This is a genomic window from Paenibacillus amylolyticus (genome assembly GCF_003719335.1).
Taxonomy (GTDB): domain Bacteria; phylum Bacillota; class Bacilli; order Paenibacillales; family Paenibacillaceae; genus Paenibacillus; species Paenibacillus amylolyticus_D.
In genome coordinates this window covers 1-24,321 of record NZ_RIAS01000006.1, presented here as the reverse complement: position 1 = coordinate 24,321, position 24,321 = coordinate 1, and the positions used below count along the sequence as shown (strand labels likewise).

Below are 24,321 nucleotides of genomic sequence, written 5' to 3'. Positions count from 1 at the left end.
ACATCGGAACATGTTCATTTTATAGGGATTGGCGGTTATGGCATGAGTGCCATCGCCCGGGTTATGCTGGAGATGGGATATACCGTTACCGGATCGGATGTCGCTTCACAGGAGTTGACAGAGAAGTTGGCAGCCAAAGGGGCGAAAATATATATTGGACATACCGCGGAGCATGTGAACGGAGCGGACCTTGTCGTTTACTCTACAGCAGCTCCTGCGGATAATGTGGAACGTGTAGCTGCGGAACAGCTAAACATACCTATCCTTCATCGCGCTCAAATGCTGGCACGTTTGTTAAACGAGCGCAAAGGCGTGGCCGTTGCAGGTGCGCATGGCAAAACGACAACGTCTTCCATGATTGCACTGGTTATGGAGCAATGTGAAATAGATCCGACCTATATTATTGGTGGAGAGATCATGAATTTGGGGACGAATGCCAAAGCAGGTCAAGGTGAGTGGGTTGTCGCGGAAGCGGACGAGAGCGATGGATCTTTTTTACAGTACCATCCTTGGCTTGGCATCGTAACGAACATTGAAGCTGACCATCTAGAGAATTATAACAGCGACTTCGAGGAACTAAAGAAAGCCTATGTACAGTTCCTCAGCCAGATCCGTCCAGAGGGCACAGCCATCGTATGCGCTGATGATGAAAATGTGCAGGCTATTTTGCCACATCTCAAGTCTCGCATTACAACTTACGGTATCGAGCAGGCTGCTGATTACACAGCTACAGATATCGTTCTCGGGGATCGCCGTATCTCTTTCACCATGAATCATCGAGGTACAGCTATGGGCACAGTGGAGTTGTCAGTACCAGGTAAGCACAACGTCTACAATGCGATGGCTACGGTTATTACCTGTCTCGAAGCAGGCATTCCGTTTGAGAAGATTACAGCAGCTATCGTGCAATTCCATGGGGCGAAACGCAGATTTCAGGTGTTGGGTGAGGCGCGTGATATGCTGATTATTGACGATTACGCTCACCACCCTACAGAAATTGAAGCTACAATCAGTGCGGCAAAAGCGACAGGTAAACGGATTATTGCCGTATTCCAGCCGCAGCGTTATACACGGACATTTTTCCTGCTGGATGCGTTCAGCCGGGCATTTGCCGAGGCGGATGAGGTGTTGATTACCGATATCTATTCTCCTGCCGGTGAAAAGCAAATCGAAGGTGTGCACTCCGCTAGACTAGTTGAACTGATCGTACAGAACAGCAACGCATCCGCAAGATACCTGCCGACCAAAGAGGAAGTTGTAGCTGATCTGCAGCCGCGGTTACAGCCAGGAGATCTTGTGCTTACGATGGGTGCAGGGGATATTTGGAAAGTGGGCGATATACTCGCCAAAGGTTTGAAATAGTTTTGTAATTTCTAAAAATGATACAGGTTGAACTTAGGGATCAAAAAGTCTGAGGACTATCGCTACGATCCTGGTGATTTCTTATCGGAGTGTATGTTCCATGAATCTTTTGATCAACGGCTACCGTACTTAAAACGTCTGTCTCCTTCATGGAGTCAGGCGTTTTTGTGCTTGAATTTGAACTTGATTAGTGAAACCTAAGATTTAATCATTCCGTGGAATGTTATCCTCCATCTCAACATATAGATGATATAAATGGGACAAAGGAGAGGGTACGGGTGAGCAACGCCAGAATGACGTTTCGCTTCGGAGATCAGGAGTCGGACAAGCTGGGGAACCAGGAGATGCCTGCATCTAGTACGCTGGTCACAATGAACGGAAACTTGTCTAATACGGTACAGACGCTGCCGAATCCTGAACCAGACAAGAACAACAGGGCAGTATCATCATGGACAGCAGAGGACATGCCTGTGGACTGGGGAGGAACGATTCTAGCAGACGCTTCCCGTTCTGGATCGGATCGTTTGAAACACACGGATTCACTGAACTACCGGACTTCAGACCTGGATGCGGATTTTGATCATCGTTCGACTTATACAGACAGTGCCTCAGATCGGAATGCACAGTATGATCCATATGAATATGAATCTGAATCTGAAAGAAGTGAAGATCTGGATCAGGGCCATAACTGGATGATCGAATCAGAGAACTATTCGTATAAACGAAATCGTCCTCCCAGAGGCTGGAAAATGATTGGGTCTGTTTCAGGGGCATTGGTAACCGGAGCGCTGTTCGGTATGGTTATTTTGTCCTTTTTTAATAAAGAGAGCGCGGTGAAACCGGATCAAATGCTTCCTGTAAATCAGAGCATTTCTACTGTGTCAGGTCAGGAAGGGGAGGCCGGAACAGCAGGTCAACTTGCTATCTCATATGCAGGTGGTACATATTATGCCCTACAATATGGGGTATTCAGTTCCCCGGAACGAGCGGAACAAGCGAAGCTTGAACTCACCCAAACGGGTTTAGCTGCAAGTTCGGACCCAGACGATGGCAATCGTGTCTATGCTGGCATATCTTCGGATCGTGAGGAGGCCAAGCTCCTCAGTACCAGACTAAAGTCTCAGGGAGTCGAACTGTATGTCAAAGAGATCGTTAATCCGACGGTGGATCCGGCGATCTTTGGTAACAAGCAGGAGGACGTTGCTCTTTTCTTCAAAAATAGCTCCGCTCTTGTTGATCAGCTATCAACACTCTCGATCCAGCAATTGGGTCAGTCAGTACAAGCGGCCATATCACCAGAGATGATGGCATCCCTACAGACTCAGCATCAAACGTGGTTGACTGGTATAAAGATCCTTGCGCCTGGCATGGCGGTAGACGTTCAACCGGTTGTGTCCGGCATGGAGAAATCGATGAACAGTGCGATAACAGCCATTGCCGAGTATAATAAAAATCCGGACGCTGTTCACATGTGGGCGGTACAGTCTGATTTGATGGAGTATGTGCTCCAACAGAAAAAGTGGCTTGAGTCAATAAAGCAATAAAGCTCCCTTTCCCATAACAACGTCCCAAAACTCCTATCCGGCAAGGAACTGGAAATAGTTCCCCCTGCCGGATTTGTGTTTGTATTGACGTACAAAACCCCGTATAATAATGTGGGTGTCAAAAAATGGCGAGGGAAGATTAACCGATGAAAAAAAACTTCGGCGTGTTATTATTGTTTCTACTGCTTGGCTGGATGGCCGGAGCGTGGATCGCCAAGGCACTGCAGCCTGTTAAGGCTGTAGCCTTTTTAACCAAGGTCACGACGATTCGCTGGTCGCCCCAGGCTGATCTCGATATTTTCAGTTATGACCTTTCATTTCAATTTCAAATGAGCCTCCTGAGTCTGATTGGTATTATTGCGGCTGTGTGGCTGTATCGAAGACTGTAGGAGAATGACGAATGTTGACCAAAAAATAAACTAGTGACATCTATTATTGTGATTCGGACAGGTGTTGCCGTAGTATAAGGAGCCGTTAATGTCGAATAACACAGAACAGCGCCCGATTATTCTGGCCTCCACATCGCCGCGGCGCAAGGAACTGATCGCGTCACTCCATTTAGCGTTTGAAGTTATACCAAGTTATGCCGATGAGAATACACCATCAGATTGGACCCCAGAGCAGACAGTGCAAGAACTGGCTCTGCGCAAGGCGCTCGCTGTGTATCGTGGACTAGAAGGCAGCAGTAAGGATGCCATTATTGTCGGCAGTGATACCGTTGTTGTGCTTGACAACGAGATTCTGGGCAAGCCAGTGGATGAGTCTGATGCTGAGCAGATGTTGTCACGTCTGCAAGGACGGGAACATCGTGTGTTTACGGGTGTCGCCTGTATTGATGCAGCTACCGGACATTCGGTGGTGCATTATCGTCAGACGGATGTAACGATGAAGGAACTGTCTGAAGCTACGATCCGTGCTTACGTGAAGACGGGAGAACCTTCGGACAAAGCAGGGTCATATGCTATTCAAGGCATTGGCGCTTCACTGATCGACCGCATTGAAGGATGTTATTTTAATGTGGTAGGCTTGCCACTATCTTTGCTTAGTGACATGCTGGAGGGATTTGGCGTGTACGTGTTGCCACAAACGTAATCAAAACGGATGCTGTGAAAAGAGGGAATGTATGGAGTCGCCTCAATATATGATGCGCGACATCCCCCAGGAAGATCGCCCGAGAGAACGCATGATGGAATATGGGGCGGGCGCCTTGAGTCATACCGAATTGCTTGCCATATTACTTCGAACAGGAACGAGACAGGAATCCGCAATGCATATGGCACAGCGGATACTGAATGAAGCAGGTGGCATCCGTTCGTTGATGGATCTGAGCCTTGAAGAGATGACAGCTATGAAGGGCATTGGACAAGCGAAAGCGGTGCAGCTTAAAGCAGGCATTGAACTGGGACATCGAATTGCCAAGAGTCGGCTTGCTCCTTCGACATCGATCCGTACACCACGTGATGCTGCGGATATTCTAATGGAACAACTGCGTTATTTGCAGAAAGAACATTTTGTATGTCTTTTTTTGAATAGCAAAAATCATATCATAGCTCAGGAAACACTCTCCATGGGCAGCCTTAATGCTTCAATTGTACATCCGCGTGAAGTATTTCGTGCCGCTATCAAATGCAGCAGTGCCTCAATTGTGTGTGCACATAACCATCCCAGCGGTGATCCAACGCCCAGTCCGGAAGATATTCAGATAACTAAAAGACTGATTGAAGCCGGCGCAATCGTTGGCATTGACGTTCTGGATCACCTTGTTATTGGTGATGGAACATACGTAAGTTTGAAGGAGAAGGGCTTGGTATAATATAATGGTTGGCGTTGATGTTTTCCTATGAATGATAACGGACGTGTCCGTCAAAGATAGGTTCACTTTACTTTACAGATTCAGATTCAAAATACTACATGCGAATATTAGCTCCACGGTTTCGTGGGAATGAAAGTTATGCTCTTGCAATGAAACAGGAGCAGTAATATGAGGCAGAAAAGGAGAATACGTCATGTTTGGTGGTTTTACGAAAGATTTGGGTATTGATTTGGGGACAGCGAATACGCTGGTTTATGTACGTGGAAAAGGAATTGTGGTGCGCGAGCCGTCGGTTGTTGCACTGCGTACGGATACAAAAAGCATCGAAGCTGTGGGTGAGTCCGCTAAAAAAATGATCGGACGTACACCTGGCAACATTCGTGCCATTCGTCCAATGAAAGATGGCGTAATTGCTGACTTCGACACTACAGCAACGATGATTAAATACTTTATTCGTCAGGCACAGAAGCAACGCTCTATGTTTCAGCGTCATCCAAACGTGATGGTATGTGTACCATCCGGAATTACAGCAGTGGAGCAACGTGCGGTTGAAGATGCTACGAAACAGGCGGGAGCACGTGAGGCTTACACGATCGAAGAACCATTTGCAGCCGCTATTGGCGCAGATCTGCCCGTATGGGAACCGACAGGCAGTATGGTCGTTGATATTGGCGGCGGTACAACTGAAGTGGCTGTCATTTCTTTAGGTGGTATCGTAACTAGCCGTTCAGTGCGTGTAGCAGGTGACGAGATGGATGAATCCGTAATTCAATACATCAAACGCCAATACAATCTGATGATCGGTGAACGTACATCCGAACAGTTGAAGATGGATATCGGCTCCGCTATGCCGCTGGAGCAAGTGGAAACGATGGAAATTCGTGGACGTGATCTGGTAACAGGTCTGCCGAAGACCATTACCATTACTTCTGATGAGATCAGCGAAGCTCTGGCAGACACCGTGAATGCTATTGTTGAAGCAGTAAAAGTAACACTTGAAAAATGCCCTCCTGAGCTTGCAGCAGACATTATGGATCGTGGAATTGTCCTGACAGGCGGCGGAGCTCTGCTTCGCAATCTGGATAAGCTGCTTGCTGGTGAGACAGGAATGCCTGTCATTGTTGCGGAGAACCCGCTGGATTGTGTAGCAATCGGGACAGGTAAAGCATTGGAGAATATTCATATGTTTAAAAGCAGAAGCAGTTCAGCAGTTCGTTCCAAGCGTTAATGAATTGCTTGCCGTCTAATCCCTGATTGGGCGGCAACACTTCAAGGTAGAGTACCCGGATATTCCGGGAGAGCTATAACCCGCTTAACAGGGGAGGATCGATTGATATTCTCGCAGAGACTTCAGGTCTGATGTCTCCCCACCGGGCTGGGCTCGGAAGAGAATAATGGATGTTAGAGGGTGTTGGAACTGTTTAAACTGCTTGGCAACAAAAGACTTTTTGTTTTGCTGGTGGGCCTTGTTACATTTATCGCGCTGATGGGCTTTACGCTTAGTCCGCGAGCCAATTTATCCTGGCCGGAGAAATTCCTGAAGGATTCAGTTGGATTTGTACAATACGTATTTTACAAGCCCGCTTCTTATGTAGCGGGCTTTTTCAAAGATGTGGCGAACATGCGTGCGGTGTACCAGGAAAATGAAGAGCTTCGCATCGCGATGGGACACTATACACGTGACCGATTGAAATACAATGATCTGGAGCAGACAAACTTACAGCTCCAGAAGATGCTTAACTTTACAAGAGAGCAACAGGAACGTTATAACTATGGTTCTCGAATTGCGCAAGTTATCAGTGCCAATTCAGACCCGAACAGTAGAACGATCAACATAGACATCGGAGAGAACGCAGGCATCAAACCGGGTATGGCCGTTACTTCACAGGAAGGACTGGTTGGGGTGATCAGCCATGTCAGTTCGTATACATCAACGGTAAACTTGCTAACTTCGATGGATGCCAATGACCCAACATCGAATGCGATTGCAGCTACGGCTGTGGGCAAAGAGAAAGTGTTTGGCATGATCGAAAGTTATGATCCGAAGAGCGGCATGTTGAAGATGACCAAGATAGCAGAGGATTCTAATATCGCAAAAGATGATGAAATCATCTCTTCTGGTATAATTAATAATTTTCCAAAGTACATGCGTATTGGTAAAGTGAAGAGCATTGAGAAAAGCGAGTATGGTCTGACGAAGACAGCTACTATCGAGCCATATGCGAATTTTCTCGATTGGAAACAGCTGATTGTAATCATTCCGCCTGAGGTTAAAGAATAATGGTCACGCGCAAACAGGTTTTGTTTCTGCTACTGTTCGTTCTGTTTATTGCCGAGGATACGATTCTGCCACAATTGATTCCTTCGGCTTGGCAAATGCGTATTTCAGCCAATCTGGTTTATATCGTTATTTTATTTTTTGCTGTGTATCATCACAGGCATACAGCCCTTGTGCTCGGCATATTATTTGGACTCTTGCATGACGTCGTCTTCTACGGGGAGATGATCGGGCCCTACGGATTCTCCATGGGATTATCTGCTTATATGATGGGACTCATATTTCAAGCACCGCGTGCACCAATGCCTATCATGGTTTCGGTTGTCCTGCTTGGTAGTTTGCTGAATGATACGATGTTATTTTTCTTATACAAGCTTTTCCAGCTCAATCATGTGACTTTTGACTGGGCACTGATCGAATACATGATCCCTAATTTGTTTGTTCACTTTGTGTTTACCCTGATCATTTATGTGCCTCTGCGCAAACAGCTGGAGAAGATCGGCACACCTAAAAGTAAAGCAGATGAAGCTTCCTGATGACATTTATGGAGCAAGAAGCAGGAACTTGGGAACCGGGGCACGAAATGTAATGAGATGGGAGGGACAGGCTTATGACGGTAAAATCGAATCACGTAACGATTAAAGGCATCCGAGACGGCTTGGTTTTCCTGTTGGACGATCAATGTGAATTCGAGGAATTGCTCTATGAGCTCCGCTATAAGCTGGAACACAGCCATCAAAACATTTTGACCGGACCGATTGTTCATGTGGATATCAAGCTGGGAGCGCGAGAAGTTACGGAAGATCAGAAAGAAGAGATTCTGGATACATTGAAGCAAAAAGGGAATCTACTGATCCGATCCTTTGACTCGCCTGCACTTGTACAGGAGGTCAAAGGTCCCCCGCCGATTGTGACGATGTGCGGCATGGTACGATCAGGTCAGGTGCTTCATCATGAGGGGAATCTCCTGTTTCTCGGAGATATCAATCCAGGGGGCACGGTGACGTGTACTGGGGATATATATGTTTTGGGTTCACTCAGAGGTATGGCTCATGCTGGAATCAGCGGGGACGAAGAGGCTATTATTGCAGCATCGGTATTTGCACCAACACAGTTGCGTATTGCTGATGTGATCAGTCGTCCTCCGGATGAATGGGAGAGCCATGAAACCGGAATGGAATTTGCTTATTTGCAGGACAATCAGATGCAGATCGACAAGATGAGCAATATCGTTCGGTTGCGCCGAGATTTTAATGTGTTTAAAGGAGTGTAGCTCATGGGAGAGGCGATCGTGATCACTTCGGGTAAAGGCGGTGTGGGTAAGACGACCACCTCGGCAAACATCGGGACAGCCCTGGCGCTGCTTGGCAAAAAGGTTTGTCTGGTCGATACCGATATCGGCCTTCGTAATCTGGATGTTGTGATGGGACTCGAGAACCGCATTATTTACGATCTGTGCGATGTTGCGGACGGCCGTTGCCGTCTAAATCAGGCATTAGTCAAAGACAAGCGTTTTGAAGAATTATACATGTTGCCTGCAGCGCAGACGAGAGACAAAAACTCTGTATCGCCAGAACAGGTGAAAGATATCATCCTGGAACTTAAAAAAGATTTTGAATACGTCATTATTGACTGCCCGGCAGGGATTGAGCAGGGATTCAAAAATGCGGTAGCAGGAGCAGATCAGGCCATCGTGGTCACTACACCGGAAAATGCAGCAGTGCGTGATGCGGATCGTGTCATCGGCTTGCTCGAGAGTTCACATATTCAGTCTCCTAAGCTGGTGGTGAACCGGATTCGCAACAATATGGTGAAGTCAGGTGACATGCTTGATATCGATGGTATTTTACAAGTACTTAACATCGACCTGATTGGCATCGTGCCGGATGATGAACTTGTCATCAAGGCTGCTAATTCAGGCGAACCTACAGTGATGAACCCGGATTCACTTGCTGCTATTGCTTATCGTAATATTGCAAGACGAATTTTGGGAGACACCGTTCCTTTAATGCAGATGGAGCAGAAGAAGGGCGCATTTTCTCGTTTCAAGAAATTTTTTGGAATGGGCTAAAGGATATGTATAGCGTGAAACAAATTTAGTTAAATAGAAATTTTAAAAAAACAGCCGGGACAGCGTGTCCGGCTGTTTTTTTGTGTATACTTCGTATACTCACTGCTCACAAGCTTTATTTTGGTTTATTGCATGCGTCAGCTGTTTGGTAAACTGCCGTAGTGACACTCCCACACGACAACATTCCAGCTGTGAAGATAAAGCTCTATTTACGGTTCAGTTCGTATGGAGGCTTGTTCATATTCTTTGCTGTTGATTCATAGGATGTAGTAAACAAGCCTCAGTGGGAGGACATGGTATGAATACAAAACAAAGAATCAAACAGAGAAGAGAAGAACGGATTCGGCGGCTTATGGATGGGGCAGTGCACGAAGTGTTACAAGAACAAAAGCCGGCTTTTCGATGGGATAGTGGAAGAGAAAGAGACCAAGGCAGTGAGAGAGAGAGAAATATAGACATAAGTATAGATGGAAGTAAAGATCAAGGCAGAAATAGAGAGCATGATGAACCGAACCGGCATAAGCCGTTTGCTTTTGTAGAGGAACCAGCGGAAAGAGACCCGGAATGGCTGTGGAAGAAGGAAAACGGACATTTCGGCCCTACAGGACGTTCTGGTTTTAATTTGTTTCGATCGCTACTGCGGCGTACGGTAGTTAGTGCAGTACTATTTGTAGGCGTGTGGGGACTGTTTCAATTAAATGCATCATGGACAATAGCACCCAAAACCGTTATTGCTGATGTACTTCATAACGATATGGATTTTGCTGCGGCTACGGCATGGTATGAACGGAATTTCGGTGGGACACCTTCTTTCCTGCCAGTGCTTGGACATACCACCGATGTAGTGAACGGCTCAGGAATCAAGCATCTTCTCGGAAAGCCGATTTCAGGTACGGTTGTTCAGCCATTTGCTTTAAGTATGAAGGGGATCGAGATTGTTCCAGATGCCGCTACTACAGGAGGGCTCGTGCAAGTCGTCAGCTCAGGTGCCGGGCGTGTGCTTGAGGTTCTGGGGGATGTAGCCAGCGGATATACAGTCGTTATCCAGCACGCTGGCAAGGTGACTGCCATATACGGCCGAATGAACGAGAGTGACGTCCAGGTGAACGATTGGGTCGAAGCGGGGAATGTGTTGGGAAGTTTAAAAGGTGGAAGTACGGATCAGCCTGCTACGCTTTATTTTGCGATAAAAGAAGGAGAAGAGTACGTAGACCCTGCGGAAGTTGTTGCCCTTGATTAGGGTGTGGGGAGTGCGAATCTCGCTTCACCCGTTTTTTGTCATCATCATGATGACTTCCCTGCTAACTGGACATTTTATTGAACTAATCACGCTGTTTGCCATCGTATTTATTCATGAATGCGGACATGCTGCTGCGGCGGCCCTTCTGGGCTGCCGTGTACTATCTATACAGATGCTTCCCTTTGGGGGAGTGGCTGTGATTGAAGATGGAGGCAAACTGACGGCTTACCGCGAGATTGTCATAGCCTTGGCAGGACCGTTGCAGAACATTCTGATGGTTGGCATAGTACTGCTTCTGAGGCGATTTCAGTTGGGGGACCCACTCTTTCTGGATTATATCATCCAAGCCAACCTGCTCATTGCTTTGTTTAATCTGTTGCCTGTACTGCCACTGGATGGGGGGAAAATCGTTCAGGCGATTGTCAGCCTGTGGGCTCCTTACTATACTACGCTCATGTGGACTTATCGCATCAGTATCCTGTGTAGCGCAGGGGTTATTTTGGTTGCGATTAGCAAGTGGATTTCCGGCGATTACGGGCTTCCGTTGAACCTTTTATTAATAGGCCTTTTTTTGTTTTACTCCAACTTTACGGATTATCGGAACGTGCCTTACCGTTTCATCCGTTTTCTGATGAACCGGGAAGCCGTTTTTGTCCGGTATGCAGCTACAGGTGGCTTAGCCCAACCAATAATCTCGTTCCCAGCGAAACCTTTGGACACTATTTTGCGTCTATTAAAAAGGGAAAGGTACCATATGGTATACGTGATGAATAAGCAGGGACGTATCCTGGCAGTTTTGCCTGAACAGCGTGTGATCGGTTCTTATTTTCAACAAAATACCGATAAATTGTGAAAGCCTGCTGATGAACCTGTTCTCAAACGGGGTAATACATCTATGATAATTATTGCCCATAATATGAAATGGATGTGGATGAATTGAAGGGTCTTCTAGAGGTGAAGCCATGAAACAAATGATTGTACATAATGAACATAACCTCATGCAAATGGTGCTTCTGGAAGAAGGCAAAGCTGTGGAATTCACGGCAGAGCGTACACGTGCGCGCGGACTGCTGGGTTCCTTTTTCAAGGGAAGGGTAGTGAATGTGTTACCGGGTATGCAGGCTGCCTTTGTGGATATTGGTCAGAGAAAAAATGCGTTCCTGTATGTGGATGATGTGCTTCATCCCCATCTGGAGAAGCAACCCAAAATAAAACCTTCCATCTCGGAGTTGCTGCGTCCGGGTCAGGAATTAATTGTACAGGTTCTGAAGGAACCGGTCGGAAGCAAAGGAGCCCGGGTGACGACTCATTATTCACTTCCGGGCCGCTGGCTTGTTTACATGCCTGTAGCGGGTTATGTGGCTGTTTCCAAAAAGATTGCCCGGGAGGGAGATCGTTCCCGCCTCAAAGCGATGGGAGAGCAGTTGCTCCGGGCCGAAGAAGGACTGATTATTCGTACCGTATCTGCGGAAGAGCCGCATGAGGCCATTCAGACTGATTTGGAGACGTTGCGCGCTCAGTGGCTTCTGATTCGAGAAAAAGCAGACAGTTTGCCTTCTCCAAGCTTGCTACACCAGGACCAAAGCATGATTCAGCGAGTGATTAGAGATGTGTACACTCCTGGTAGTGACGAGGTGATCACGGATAGTGAAGAACAAGCTCGCGTAATACAGACGTTGCTTGAAGAGATTTGTCCAGGGCATGTGCCTCGAGTTCAAGTGTATTCCGGAACGGAATCCATCTTTGATGCTTACGGGGTGCAAGAACAGCTGAACAAAGATTTTGCACGCAAAGTTTGGCTGCCCGGAGGTGGATATATCGTTATTGATCATACCGAAGCGCTGACAGTGATTGATGTGAATACAGGCAAGTATACCGGAGCAGGTGGAGACAGCTTGGAAGAGACGGTAACCGAAACCAACATGCAGGCTGCAGTTGAGATTGCTCGGTTAATGCGACTGCGGGATATTGGCGGCATGATTATCGTTGACTTCATCGATATGGAAGAGGCGTCGAATCGGTATGATGTAGCGTCTGTGCTGGAGCAGGCGCTGCGCAAGGATCGAACCAAAGCTTTTGTGATGGGATGGACGAAGCTTGGATTGCTTGAACTGACTCGTAAAAAAGTAAGAGAAGAGAGCACCTTGCCCTACGTAGAGGCTTGTTCTTCCTGTCATGGCACGGGGAAAAGATATATTTCACCTTTGCATTGATTTTTAATATACTGCGTGATATAATCATCAAGTATGTGTTTAGCCTATTGGTCTTGCACATGCTGTAACCGCACTGACCAGGTTTAAGAACAGTTCCGCAAGGCATTGTCACCTGAGAACGGGCGAGTCTGAGACATGAGGAGGTGCAAGGCAAATGTACGCAATTATTGAAACAGGCGGCAAACAGTACAAAGTCCAAGAGGGCGATGTTCTGTTCATCGAGAAATTGAATGCGAACGACGGCGAAAGCGTAACGTTCGACCGTGTCCTGGCTGTATCTAACGATCAAGGTTTGACAGCAGGTACACCATTGGTTTCCGGAGCTACTGTAACGGCTAAGGTTGAGAAACATGGCAAAGGTCAAAAGGTTGTTGTATACAAATACAAACCGAAAAAGAACTACCATGTGAAGCAAGGTCACCGTCAACCGTACACTAAAGTAACTATCGAAAAAATCAAAGCGTAAGAAGGTGCGATAAGTGATTATCGTTCAAATCTTTCGTGATAAGGACGGGAACATCGAACGCTTTTCTATTGAAGGGCATGCCAATTTTGCCAAGCGTGGAGAAGATATCGTATGTGCCGGGGTATCTGCTGTTACAGTAGGTACAGTGAACTCGATTGAGGCATTAACTGGTGTCGAGATGGATGCCAAGATGAAGAATGGCTTTTTAAGCGGTTCTTTACCGATGCTGGCAAAAGGGGAAACTTTTTCTCAGGTACAGTTGTTGCTCGAATCCATGGTAGTTATGCTCTCTAATATTGCAGAGTCATACGGGAAGTATATTCAAATACAGCAACACAAATAAGCAAAGAAGGAGGAAAACCAATCATGTTGAAATTAAATCTTCAGTTGTTCGCATCGAAAAAAGGTGTAGGTTCCACGAAGAACGGACGTGACAGTAATGCACAACGTCTGGGTGTTAAACGTGCAGATGGCCAAACTGTAACTGGTGGTAGCATTCTCGTTCGCCAACGCGGAACGAAAATTCACCCAGGAACAAACGTGGGTATCGGTAAAGATGACACTTTGTTCGCGAAAATCGACGGCGTTGTTAAATTCGAACGTTGGGGTCGCGATCGTAAAAAAGTAAGCATCTACCCTGTAGACGTTGCTCCAGTAGCAGCTGCAGTAGAAGCTTAATATCGGCATTCCGCCTAAGGAGCCTTCGGCATTTTTGCCGGAGGTTTTTTGCATTCTGCGACTATTCGATAATGAACTGGCAGAAAAGACATGTTATACTTGGTTACGGTGGGTTGAAACCAACCGAGTTTGGTAGAACGGGGAGAAGCCATGAAATCCTGGAAAAGAGTGCCGTGGATTGCGGCATGTTCACTTGTGATTCCTTTGGTTTTCGTTATGTTGTATCCGGCGCCTTTTGCGAGCGCTGTGTGCGCATTTTGGTCCGTCGCAGTGATGTTAGTATCAGGATATGCGATGAAAAAGCAGGCGGAGGCGGAACGCAGAATCATCATTCAATCCATGGAAAAAACAGCAATAGCTTCATTAAATCATCATCGGCATGACTGGATGAACGATCTCCAAGTGTTATATGGATATCTTAGGCTGGGCAAACTTGATAAATCCCTGCAATGTGTGGAAAGAATAAAAGAGCGGGTAACGGAAGAAAGCCGGATATCTAAATTAGGTATACCTTCTCTCGTCTTTTATTTGCAATCTTTTCGGGCCAGTGGAGCTGCACTGGAATTGCATGTGGAAGTAGAAGAAGAGCTGCAGCTCAGTGCTCTGGTCTCTCCCGAGGATGGCGAGTCGCTTACGGGGGCGATTGCGGATGCAATTCGGGCCTATCAGTATGGCGGTGGCCGGTCGTCTTGGGGAGAGGTGCGCAAACTGACCTTGAACTTCGGACAGGATCATGGAGATGTCGTCGTCCGTTTGGACGGAGATCAGACCCCAGATCCAGAAACGCTGCGGCAATTAACAGCTGTACTCAAAGGTAAAAAAGTCAGAACGGAGCAGCTTCCGTCTGGGGATACGTTTGTACAATTCAGAATGCCTTGTGGAATATAGGAAGAAGGGGTAACCAATGTTTGTTGATAAAGCGAAGATTTATGTAAAAGCAGGAGATGGAGGAGACGGCATCGTCTCTTTCCGTCGTGAGAAATATGTACCGGAGGGTGGCCCTGCCGGCGGCGATGGCGGCCGGGGAGCCGATATTATTTTCCGGGTAGATGAAGGTCTGCGGACATTAATGGACTTTCGTTACCAGCGTCACTTCAAAGCTCCACGTGGAGAAAAGGGACGTAACAAAAGCCAGCATGGTGCAAATGCAGAGAACATGATTGTGCGTATCCCGCCGGGCACGACTATTGTGGATGAAGACAGCGGGGAAGTATTAGCTGATCTAACGCGACATGGTCAGCAGGTGGTTGTAGCCAAAGGTGGCCGCGGCGGTCGGGGTAACATTCGCTTTGCAACGCCAAGAAATCCGGCACCTGAGCTTGCCGAGAATGGTGAGGAAGGCGAAGAGCGTTATATCGTGCTTGAGCTTAAAGTCATGGCGGATGTGGGACTAGTCGGGTTCCCGAGTGTGGGTAAATCTACGTTGCTGTCCGTTGTATCTGCTGCCAAGCCGAAGATTGGGGCATACCACTTTACAACCATTACACCTAACTTGGGTGTCGTTGATGTGGGTGAGGGCCGCGGTTTTGTTATGGCCGATTTGCCGGGGCTAATTGAAGGGGCACATGAGGGTATTGGACTTGGACATGAGTTCCTGCGACATGTTGAGCGGACAAGGGTTATTATTCATGTTGTAGACATGTCTGGTTCAGAAGGGCGCGATCCTTTCGAAGACTGGCAGAAAATTAACGATGAGCTGAGACTATACAATCCTGCCCTAGCCGAGAGACCGCAGGTTGTAGCTGCGAACAAAATGGATATGCCGGATTCTGAAGCCAATCTGGAGCAGTTCTTGCAACAGGTTCGTGAAGTGAAGCCAGATATCGAAGTGATGCCTATTTCCTCTCTGACCCGTCAAGGTATTCAGGAACTGTTGTACCGAGCGGCTGATCTGTTGGATCAGATTCCAGATGAGCCTGAGGTAGAAGAAGTAGCCGACCTCTCCGAGCGTAAAGTATACAGTTTGGAGAAAAAAGAGGACGAAGGTTTCCGCATTGTGCGTGAGAACGATACATTCATTGTGGAAAGTGCCAAGATTGATCGCATGATGAAACGGATGCAGTTGAATTCACACGAGGCTATTCTGAAGCTGGCACGTACACTTCGTTACATGGGTGTGGATGATGAGCTTCGTAAACGCGGTGCCGTGGAAGGCACGATTGTGCGTATTGGAGATTTCGAGTTTGAATTTGTGGAAAGCAGCAGTTACTACTAAGCTGCTAGGCCAAAAAAATTCTTTAAACATCATCGGCTGATGGTTGCTAAATAAAATGAGAAACGCAGCGAAACGGGAAGTTACCGTGGTGCTGCGTTTTTTTTTGTTTGTTTTCTGACATGATGGAGGCATTAGCCTGTATACTGTGGGAAACAGTTTTTGAAAAATAGACATGTTACGTATTGCCCTTTTGGGATTCATCCTATATAATGTCCACTATATGAATACATGAGTCTTTGAGGAGAGGACGTTCTGTGAATGAACGCTATTACTTAGTACGGGAAGATATTTTGCCTGAAGCTGTGGTAAAAACGATGCAGGTGAAAGAGTTGCTTGCTTCCGGGGATGTCAAAACAGTGCATGAGGCCGTCGAACAGGTCGGATTAAGCCGAAGTGCCTTTTACAAGTACAAAGATGGAATTCATCTGATCAATCAGCTGGAGCGTGAACGTATCGTAACGATCTCGATTGACCTGGAGCATCAGTCCGGTATTCTGTCTCGCGTGCTTGGACATTTTGCAGGTTATGGAGCCAACGTACTTACGATTAATCAGAGTATTCCACTTCAGGGCCGAGCCAATGTTGTCATTTCCGTGGAAACGACGCATCTGCATGGAGAGATTGGTGAAATGCTGGACCGAATGCAAGATATGCCTGGAGTGAAGCGTACACGGATTGTAGGTCAAGGTTGATCGGACTTTGAGAATATAGGATTAGACAATAGGGGGTAGGTCGTTAGTGAAACCGGTAAAAGTCGGATTGTTGGGCCTGGGCACGGTTGGAACGGGCGTTGTCCGAATTGTGGAAGGGAATCAGGAGGATCTTAGCAGCCAGGTGGGGTCGCCAATTATCATTGAGAAGATTGCGGTGAAGAACACGGAGAAGGATCGTGTTATTCCCATTGACCGGGCGAAGCTGACAGAGGACCCTTGGGAAGTCATTCGTCACCCGGACATTGATGTTATCGTTGAAGTGATGGGCGGCATCGATCAGACGAAAGAATATATTCTTGAAGCACTGGAACGTGGGAAGCATATCGTAACAGCGAATAAGGATCTTATGGCATTGCACGGTTCAGAGATTTTGGCTAAAGCACAGGAAAAGCAATGCGATGTGTTTTATGAAGCCAGTGTGGCTGGAGGCATCCCGATCATCCGCACGCTGATTGAAGGTTTCTCTTCGGACCGGATCACTCGAATTATGGGGATTGTGAACGGCACAACGAACTATATTTTGACGAAAATGAGTCAGGAAGGCGCATCCTATGAAGAGGTGCTTGCAGAAGCACAAGCTTTAGGGTATGCGGAAACAGACCCGACATCAGATGTGGAAGGACTCGATGCTGCTCGTAAAATGGCAATCTTGGGCACCCTCGGTTTCCGTACGAATGTGGAATTGAAGGATGTTGCCGTTAAGGGGATCTCCGCTGTCACGCGTGAAGATATCACGTATGCTAAAAGATTAGGGTATGAGTTGAAGCTGCTTGGTATCGCAGACCGTATCGGTGATGAGATTACGATTAGTGTGCAACCAACGATGGTGAGAAAGAACCACCCAATCGCATCGGTAAACGGTGTGTTCAACGCCGTGTATGTGCACGGTGAGGCGGTAGGCGAGACGATGTTTTACGGAGCAGGGGCGGGTGAAATGCCAACAGCGACTTCCGTAGTTGCTGACATTGTTGCCGTAACGAAAAACCTCAAGCTTGGGGTGAACGGAGTAAAAGCGATCGTACCGTATAAAAAGAAGAGACTTCAGAGTGATGAGCAGATTTTTTCGAAAAATTTCATATTACTGCACGTGGACGACAAAGCAGGGGTGCTGGCGCAGATTACGCAAATTTTTGCCGAGTATGAAGTCAGTCTCGCTTCCGTTGTGCAACAGCCGAATGAGCACAATCCTGACGCTGAGATCATTATCGTTACGCATAATGCAAGTAAGGCCAGCATGGACAAAGTACTCAAGCATTTTGAATCACTTAACGTGATTCGCCGGATTAAGAGTGTTTATCGCGTAGAAGGCTAGTTATTAAGTCATTTTAAAATATAATTAGTTTAAAATTTTTCTTATGTAAGCAAATCATCAATTCATAAATCTAGATCACTAAACCTAAAGGAGTTTACCCACAATGAGATATCAAGGATTATTGCAAACGTACAAAGAACACCTTCCAGTCAATGAAAATACGCCGCAGCTTACACTTCAAGAAGGAAATACGCCACTGATTCATGCAGAGAATCTGTCGAAGGAACTCGGTTTGAATCTGTATTTCAAATATGAAGGACTGAATCCCACAGGTTCTTTCAAGGACCGCGGAATGGTTATGGCTGTTGCCAAAGCGATGGAAGAAGGCAGCCGTACAATTATGTGTGCATCTACTGGTAATACATCCGCAGCTGCTGCAGCCTATGCCGCACGTGGTGGGTTGAATTGTATCGTGTTGATTCCAAATAACAATATTGCACTGGGTAAACTCGCTCAAGCGATGATCTATGGTGCCAAAGTCATCGCGATCAATGGTAACTTTGACCGTGCCCTTGAAATTGTACGTGAAATTACGGCTAAACATCCGATTACACTTGTAAACTCTGTGAATCCATACCGGATTGAAGGACAGAAGACAGCTGCTTTTGAATTGGTTGAGCAATTGGGAGATGCACCGGACGTTCTGGCTATTCCGGTTGGTAATGCGGGTAACATTTCAGCATACTGGAAAGGCTTTAAAGAGTATAACGAGGCAGGGAAATCCAACACATTGCCGCGCATGGTTGGGTTCGAGGCAGAAGGAGCTATGGCAATTGTTAAAGGAGAACCAATCCTTGAGCCAGAAACTGTAGCTACAGCGATTCGAATCGGTAACCCTGCCAGCTGGAAAACAGCAGTGGCTGCAGCGGAAGAGTCCGGTGGTCAGATTAACTATGTTACGGATGACGAGATTTTGGCGGCATACCGCACCATTGCGGCACGTGAAGGGGTATTTGCTGAACCGGCTTCTGCTGCATCTGTGGCTGGTGTGTACAAATTGCATCGTGAAGGCTACTTCAAAGGTGGAGAAACGGTTGTATGCGTGTTAACAGGTAACGGACTGAAAGATCCGAATGTGGCGATTAAGACAGCTGCTGTGGAGCCGCTGGTGGTTGAAGATACAGAAGAGGCAGTTATGGCAGCTATTGCCCAACTGGAGCAACGGTCTGTATGAGCTTGCGTGAAAAAGTAACCGTAAAAATCCCGGCAAGCACAGCCAATCTGGGTCCAGGGTTTGATACCCTGGGCATGGCCTTGTCTTTGTATGCCTGGCTTGAGATTAAACCGGCATCACAGACCACATTTCACCTGTATGGAGACCATCTGACGGGCTTGCCTTCGGATAAATCAAATCTGATTTTTGAAGTGGCGCAAATGGTATTTGATGAGGCTGGGGTCTCTGTACCTGAGCTTGAAATTTCGATGTATTCAGATATCCCCCTTACTCGGGGACTTGGAAGCAGTGCTTCGGCAATTGTTGGTGCGCTGGTTGGTGCCAATGCATTGATCGGCAGCCCATTGTCTAACGATAAACTGCTGGATTTGGCGACAGCTTTGGAGAAACATCCGGATAATGTTGGTGCATCATTATATGGCGGAATCATTACAGCAGCTTGGGATGGTCAATGCGTCGACTACCTTCGTATCGAGCCTCATCAGGATTTGCAGACTTTGGTTATCGTGCCAGACTTCCAGCTATCTACTTCCAAAGCACGGAACGTTATTCCACAGCAATTTGGTATGTCTGATGTCGTACACAACGTAAGCCGTTCTTCATTGCTTGTTGCTGCTTTAGCCAGTGGCAGGCTGGATATGATTCAAAAGGCAATGTCCGATCGAATTCACCAGCCGTATCGTGCCTCGTTGGTACCCGGCATGACGGAGATTTTAGAACGTGCTACTGAACATGGTGCGCTGGGTGCTGCGCTAAGCGGAGCTGGACCAACTGTGCTTACACTGGTGGATCGACACGATATCCGCAAAGATGAACTGGAACAATATTTAATGGGTATCATGAAGCAGGAGGGGATCACGGCCTCTGCCTTGTGGCTGGACCCGGATCTGGACGGAGCCCTCATACTGCCGGATCAAGATGAACGTCCTTTTTTGGACAGGATCAAAGGGGAAGTTAACGCATGAAACGAATTGCAGTGTTACCAGAAGGTTCAGTCTCACACGAAGCAATCGATTTTCTTTTCAATGGGGAAGCACTCGATTTACAACATTCCAAACTCATTTCGGACATTTTTCGTGCGGTGGATAGCGGGAGTGTACAGTACAGTGTGATTCCAATTGAAAATACAATTGAAGGTTCCGTTAGCCTGCATATGGACTGGCTTGTGAATGAGGTGGATATCCCCATGCAAGCGGAGTGGGTCTACCCTTCCATTCAGAATGTTATCGGACACGGGAACGAATTTGTCACAGGCGATGGCACATATGATTTTGGTAAAATTACTAAGATTCTATCCCATCCCGTGGCCATCCCACAGTGTCAGAATTTTATTCGGCAGCATTCACCCGATGCAGATCTCGAAGGCGTGAACAGCACAGCTGAAGCAGTGGAAATTGTGAAGAAAAATCCAGGAAAGGGCTGGGTTGCAATCGGTACGAAGCTCGCGGCTCAAAAGCATGGTCTCGATATCATGGCGGAACGTGTGACGGATCATGACAATAACTACACCCGTTTTGTACTGATTGGCCATGAACCCGTCAGCATTCCGCGTGAAGCAGACCATGTGAAGACAAGCTTGCTTGTAACATTGCCTGAGGATGCACCGGGTGCACTCCATCAGGTGTTGTCGGCTTTTGCCTGGAGAAAGCTGAACTTGACTCGTCTTGAATCCCGTCCAACGAAAAAACGTTTGGGTAGCTACTATTTTTACATTGATGTCATTGAAACGGTTGATTCCGTATTGCTCACGGCAGCTATGGCCGAAATCGAGGCTTTGAATTGTCAGGTACGTGTTCTTGGAAGTTATCCATGTTATACATACCCTTCACGGAAATAACCGGATAGTGGTTGGATGATGCAAAGAGATCTTCCGGCATCTATGTGAAATTAGAGAGTTTTTTTGTTAGTTATGATGTAAAATGGACAGGTTCATTATGTTTCGGAATATAGGAAATGCATATTTAATGGAGGTGCAGTTAGTCATGTCAGAACAATGGATCTATTTGGATGGTCAGTATGTAACCAAGGAAAATGCAAAAGTTTCGGTATATGACCATGGATTTTTGTATGGAGATGGGATTTTTGAAGGTATTCGGATTTACAATGGCAATATTTTCAGATGTAAGGCTCACTTGGATCGCTTGTATGATTCGGCAAAATCCATCAGTTTGAACATTCCGCTGTCTTACGATGAGATGCTTGAAGTGATGGCTGAAACGGTGCGCCGCAACGATATGCGTAACGGTTATATTCGTCTGATCGTTTCGCGCGGACCAGGGAACCTGGGTCTTGACCCGACACGTTGCCCTAAAGCTTCCGTGATCATTATTGTGGAACAGCTAGCGATCTACCCGGAAGAAGCTTATCTTACAGGATTGAAGGCCGTTTCCGTATCCCAGCGTCGTAACATCCCGGATGCGTTGAATCCGAAGATTAAATCCCTCAACTATCTGAACAACATCCTTGTCAAGTTGCAATCGAACTTTTCGGGTGCAGGTGAGGCTATTATGCTGAACTCCCAAGGCTACGTAACCGAGGGTTCAAGCGACAACATTTTCATTATCAAAAACGGTGTGGTTTACACTCCTCCTTGTTACCTTGGAGCACTCGAAGGCATTACCCGTCAAGCGATTATCGATCTGTGCGGGGAGCTGGGTATTGAGTTAAAAGAAGTACCCTTCACGCTTCATGATGTGTACATTGCAGACGAAGTGTTTTTCACAGGAACAGCTGCTGAAGTTATTGCGGCTTGTGAAGTGGATGGCAGAACGATTGGTTCTGGTGTAGCGGGTCCGGTTACATTAAAATTACTTGAAGCTTTCCGCCAGATTGTCGACAAAGACGGTTACAAGGTGTGGGAATAAATGGATATGTCGAATTGAATAAATAACAGGAATTCTCCTTGTCCGATAAAATGTAGCATGCCTAGTGCATGTGGGATTTTAGAAGGCGGGAGGATTTTTTTTGTTCAAATGATGTCATTAGCCCGGTTGCTGCATAGGATGTAGTAACGGTATGGGCGAATGTACTGCCCAAGTATGACGTCTAGGAGGTTAGTTCCCTGTGAAAATACACATGGTGAAAAAAGGCGACACCTTATATCTGCTGTCCCAAAAATACAATGTCGCACTGGACAAATTGATTGCGGCCAACCCGCAGATTGCAGATCCCGACAAGTTGGATATTGGGATGAAGGTCAAAATCCCTGCACAGCCGGTAACACCAAAGCCAGAGGGTGTACTGCACAGTCACAAGGTAGTACAAGGAGATTCGTTATGGAAGTTGTCACAAGCTTGGGGAGTTCCGCTGAAAGACATGATCAATGCGAATCCGCAGTTGAAGAACCCAAATGCTCTACTGGTTGGAGAGACCGTCTATATTCCTTCCATGCATACACAAGGTAATCAGGCCGCGAATACTCAAATGGGGAATATGGGCGCGCAAGAAAAGTTATCACCTGAAGGCAAAGAGTATACGGGTGTAAAAGAAGGAACGGAACCTGTCGTGCCATCTCCTCCACCTCAAGCGGTTGAAACGCCAGTCCCTGTTCCAGCCCCAGCGCCTGTTACCCCCGCTAAGCCTAATATTATGCCTGAATTGGAGGCTTTACCGCAATTACCAGTAATGCCTGAAATGAAGCCTGAGAAGATAACAGACAAGAAAGAGGAGATGAAGCCGGAGGTTCAAGTCCAACCTGTAACCGAAGCGAAAAAACCTCAAATGCCCAATCTTTCACCTGAGGTGATGCCTCTGCCTGTAATGCCTAACATCGAACCGGATGTGAATGTTGCGCCAACAGTCAAGGAACCATGTGGTTGTGGTCAAAAAATGCTCCATGCTCCGATGGAACATCCTTATATGCAGGTGCCTGTACCTGCACAAGAGGTATACGCTGTTCAGCAAAACAACATGTACACGGCAGGGATGGTTAATAACTCTCCATTCCCTGGTGTTCAGGATGTTGGTGCCTATAGTATGGGTAGCATGCCAAATAGCCCATGGACGGGAGCTGAACAAACTTATAATCACAATAACGTAATGCCAAATATATCTCCTGAGATGACGAATAATGCATTTCCAATTTCACCAGCAGCTCAGATAAACAGTCCTTTCCCAAGTGTAGCAGCTGCAACGAACCAGATGAATAATCAACCGCCATTTATTTCCCCATACTCTATGCTTCCGTATCCTCCGTGCGGATGTGGATCGCATATGAATGCTCCTCAATATACTTATCCTACGTATGGTTATCAGGAACCGACTTGGGGCATGTATGGTCACCCGAATGGCATGCCACCTGAAATGTCAACTTCTGTCATGCCGAATCATCCAATGGAATATGCTTATCAAAATCCGTATCCAGCTCAAAATATGGTTCCTCCATCTCCGCTCGGTGCTTTTGGGGAGATGTATCCATCCGAAGTTCATGGCTCCAATAGTGGGAAAAAGGGAGGACGTGAAAACGCGAACTTAAGCCAGGCATCTTTTGAAGAGGCGGGTGCTGAACTCGAGGTGAAACCGAAGTCAACTCCAACTAAAAATGGAACGGCAAAGCGAAGAACAAGTAAAACACCTGCGAAAAGTAAATCAAAGGTAGCTGTATCTGGGAAATCTACTAGAGAAAACAGGACGTCAACAAATTCACAAAAACCAGCCAAGAAACGTCGTAATCCCTGGATTCAACATTAAGATGGTTCAAAGCAGAACATGATATAGAGTGATGGTTGTTGCGAAAAGGTCAGTTCAACATATTAGAACTGACCTTTTCGCTTGCGTAGTTAGATTGATAAAAAGAAGATGTGTCTGAAATAATGGAGGTGTCGAATAAACAAAAATATTGCAGATAACGTTTGAAAGCCCGTTCGATATTATGTTATAATATGTATGCGCTTTAATTTTGGGTTGGAAGTAGCTTTCAATTGAAGTGTACTTGCAGACCTTTAAGAAAATTAAACGTATTATTAAAAAACTCTTGCATTAATTTTGGCCGTGTGTTACATTATTTAAGTCGCCGCTGAAACTTAGCGAAGACGAGAATGAAGTAACACAATCGTGTTTGATCTTTGAAAACTGAACAACGAGTGAGTAAACATTCTGCTTGCAGAATGAACAAATGAGATTTTTAATCTCGTCAGATTCAAAATGAGCTTATCGCTCTTTTCAATACTTTATTGGAGAGTTTGATCCTGGCTCAGGACGAACGCTGGCGGCATGCCTAATACATGCAAGTCGAGCGGACTTG

At 46.6% G+C, this 24,321-nt stretch carries 25 protein-coding genes, 1 rRNA gene and 1 other annotated feature; all 26 genes read left to right on the top strand.

Going from position 1 to position 24,321, the window contains the following annotated elements; genetic code table 11:
* Positions 1 to 42: 42 nt before the first annotated feature.
* On the top strand, positions 43 to 1,362 hold the full coding sequence (gene murC, locus EC604_RS12845) for a UDP-N-acetylmuramate--L-alanine ligase (protein WP_240036866.1): 1,320 nt from the start codon (positions 43 to 45) through the stop codon (positions 1,360 to 1,362).
* Positions 1,363 to 1,640: 278 nt separating this feature from the next.
* A complete protein-coding gene (locus EC604_RS12840; protein ID WP_123064556.1) occupies positions 1,641 to 2,906 on the top strand; it encodes an SPOR domain-containing protein in 1,266 nt (421 codons plus the stop codon).
* A gap of 146 nt (positions 2,907 to 3,052) precedes the next feature.
* Entirely contained in the window at positions 3,053 to 3,295 is a 243-nt protein-coding gene (locus EC604_RS12835) for a DUF4321 domain-containing protein (RefSeq protein ID WP_090919108.1), read from the top strand.
* Positions 3,296 to 3,383: 88 nt separating this feature from the next.
* On the top strand, positions 3,384 to 3,998 hold the full coding sequence (locus tag EC604_RS12830) for a Maf family protein (RefSeq protein ID WP_123064555.1): 615 nt from the start codon (positions 3,384 to 3,386) through the stop codon (positions 3,996 to 3,998).
* 31 nt (positions 3,999 to 4,029) lie between these two features.
* Positions 4,030 to 4,719 carry a RadC family protein gene (radC, locus tag EC604_RS12825; protein ID WP_123064554.1) on the top strand — a complete coding sequence of 230 codons (690 nt, stop codon included), beginning with the start codon at positions 4,030 to 4,032 and terminating at the stop codon, positions 4,717 to 4,719.
* A 193-nt stretch (positions 4,720 to 4,912) separates the two neighbouring features.
* A complete protein-coding gene (locus tag EC604_RS12820) occupies positions 4,913 to 5,947 on the top strand; it encodes a rod shape-determining protein (RefSeq protein ID WP_090919103.1) in 1,035 nt (344 codons plus the stop codon).
* 180 nt (positions 5,948 to 6,127) lie between these two features.
* Entirely contained in the window at positions 6,128 to 7,000 is an 873-nt protein-coding gene (gene mreC / locus EC604_RS12815; RefSeq protein WP_123064553.1) for a rod shape-determining protein MreC, read from the top strand.
* Positions 7,000 to 7,533: a rod shape-determining protein MreD gene (locus tag EC604_RS12810; protein WP_123064552.1), complete on the top strand. Its 534-nt coding sequence runs from the start codon at positions 7,000 to 7,002 to the stop codon at positions 7,531 to 7,533. Before mreC ends, EC604_RS12810 begins: the two co-directional genes overlap by 1 nt.
* A gap of 74 nt (positions 7,534 to 7,607) precedes the next feature.
* Positions 7,608 to 8,270: a septum site-determining protein MinC gene (minC, locus tag EC604_RS12805; RefSeq protein ID WP_123064551.1), complete on the top strand. Its 663-nt coding sequence runs from the start codon at positions 7,608 to 7,610 to the stop codon at positions 8,268 to 8,270.
* A gap of 3 nt (positions 8,271 to 8,273) precedes the next feature.
* The gene (gene minD / locus EC604_RS12800) at positions 8,274 to 9,068 is read left to right on the top strand and encodes a septum site-determining protein MinD (protein WP_090919093.1); all 795 of its coding nucleotides are present in this window, start codon (positions 8,274 to 8,276) and stop codon (positions 9,066 to 9,068) included.
* A gap of 298 nt (positions 9,069 to 9,366) precedes the next feature.
* Positions 9,367 to 10,308, top strand: coding sequence for a M23 family metallopeptidase (locus EC604_RS12795; RefSeq protein WP_123064550.1), 942 nt, complete (start codon positions 9,367 to 9,369; stop codon positions 10,306 to 10,308).
* Entirely contained in the window at positions 10,301 to 11,161 is an 861-nt protein-coding gene (locus EC604_RS12790) for a M50 family metallopeptidase (protein WP_123064549.1), read from the top strand. Before EC604_RS12795 ends, EC604_RS12790 begins: the two co-directional genes overlap by 8 nt.
* 109 nt (positions 11,162 to 11,270) lie before the next feature.
* Positions 11,271 to 12,521: an Rne/Rng family ribonuclease gene (locus EC604_RS12785; RefSeq protein WP_123064548.1), complete on the top strand. Its 1,251-nt coding sequence runs from the start codon at positions 11,271 to 11,273 to the stop codon at positions 12,519 to 12,521.
* 56 nt (positions 12,522 to 12,577) lie between these two features.
* Positions 12,578 to 12,661: a sequence feature (ribosomal protein L21 leader region), on the top strand.
* 14 nt (positions 12,662 to 12,675) lie between these two features.
* Complete coding sequence (gene rplU / locus EC604_RS12780) at positions 12,676 to 12,987, top strand: 50S ribosomal protein L21 (RefSeq protein WP_090919085.1); 312 nt, start codon at positions 12,676 to 12,678, stop codon at positions 12,985 to 12,987.
* Between the two features lie 13 nt (positions 12,988 to 13,000).
* Positions 13,001 to 13,330 carry a ribosomal-processing cysteine protease Prp gene (locus EC604_RS12775; protein ID WP_123064547.1) on the top strand — a complete coding sequence of 110 codons (330 nt, stop codon included), beginning with the start codon at positions 13,001 to 13,003 and terminating at the stop codon, positions 13,328 to 13,330.
* A gap of 23 nt (positions 13,331 to 13,353) precedes the next feature.
* On the top strand, positions 13,354 to 13,665 hold the full coding sequence (rpmA, locus tag EC604_RS12770; protein WP_110898889.1) for a 50S ribosomal protein L27: 312 nt from the start codon (positions 13,354 to 13,356) through the stop codon (positions 13,663 to 13,665).
* Between the two features lie 150 nt (positions 13,666 to 13,815).
* Positions 13,816 to 14,553 (top strand): Spo0B domain-containing protein, encoded by a 738-nt coding sequence (locus EC604_RS12765; RefSeq protein ID WP_123064546.1) that lies wholly within the window; start codon positions 13,816 to 13,818, stop codon positions 14,551 to 14,553.
* A 16-nt stretch (positions 14,554 to 14,569) separates the two neighbouring features.
* The gene (gene obgE / locus EC604_RS12760; protein ID WP_123064545.1) at positions 14,570 to 15,880 is read left to right on the top strand and encodes a GTPase ObgE; all 1,311 of its coding nucleotides are present in this window, start codon (positions 14,570 to 14,572) and stop codon (positions 15,878 to 15,880) included.
* A gap of 254 nt (positions 15,881 to 16,134) precedes the next feature.
* On the top strand, positions 16,135 to 16,572 hold the full coding sequence (locus EC604_RS12755; RefSeq protein WP_110898886.1) for an ACT domain-containing protein: 438 nt from the start codon (positions 16,135 to 16,137) through the stop codon (positions 16,570 to 16,572).
* Positions 16,573 to 16,618: 46 nt separating this feature from the next.
* Complete coding sequence (locus EC604_RS12750; protein ID WP_123064544.1) at positions 16,619 to 17,905, top strand: homoserine dehydrogenase; 1,287 nt, start codon at positions 16,619 to 16,621, stop codon at positions 17,903 to 17,905.
* 103 nt (positions 17,906 to 18,008) lie between these two features.
* The gene (gene thrC / locus EC604_RS12745) at positions 18,009 to 19,079 is read left to right on the top strand and encodes a threonine synthase (protein WP_123064543.1); all 1,071 of its coding nucleotides are present in this window, start codon (positions 18,009 to 18,011) and stop codon (positions 19,077 to 19,079) included.
* A complete protein-coding gene (gene thrB / locus EC604_RS12740; protein ID WP_123064542.1) occupies positions 19,076 to 20,044 on the top strand; it encodes a homoserine kinase in 969 nt (322 codons plus the stop codon). Before thrC ends, thrB begins: the two co-directional genes overlap by 4 nt.
* Positions 20,041 to 20,916, top strand: coding sequence for a prephenate dehydratase (pheA, locus tag EC604_RS12735; RefSeq protein WP_123064541.1), 876 nt, complete (start codon positions 20,041 to 20,043; stop codon positions 20,914 to 20,916). The genes thrB and pheA overlap by 4 nt, the downstream gene beginning before the upstream one ends.
* Before the next feature lie 145 nt (positions 20,917 to 21,061).
* A complete protein-coding gene (gene ilvE / locus EC604_RS12730; protein ID WP_123064540.1) occupies positions 21,062 to 21,943 on the top strand; it encodes a branched-chain-amino-acid transaminase in 882 nt (293 codons plus the stop codon).
* A 199-nt stretch (positions 21,944 to 22,142) separates the two neighbouring features.
* The gene (locus EC604_RS12725; RefSeq protein ID WP_123064539.1) at positions 22,143 to 23,768 is read left to right on the top strand and encodes a LysM peptidoglycan-binding domain-containing protein; all 1,626 of its coding nucleotides are present in this window, start codon (positions 22,143 to 22,145) and stop codon (positions 23,766 to 23,768) included.
* 479 nt (positions 23,769 to 24,247) lie between these two features.
* Positions 24,248 to 24,321 (top strand): 16S ribosomal RNA (locus EC604_RS12720); the annotation flags it as partial.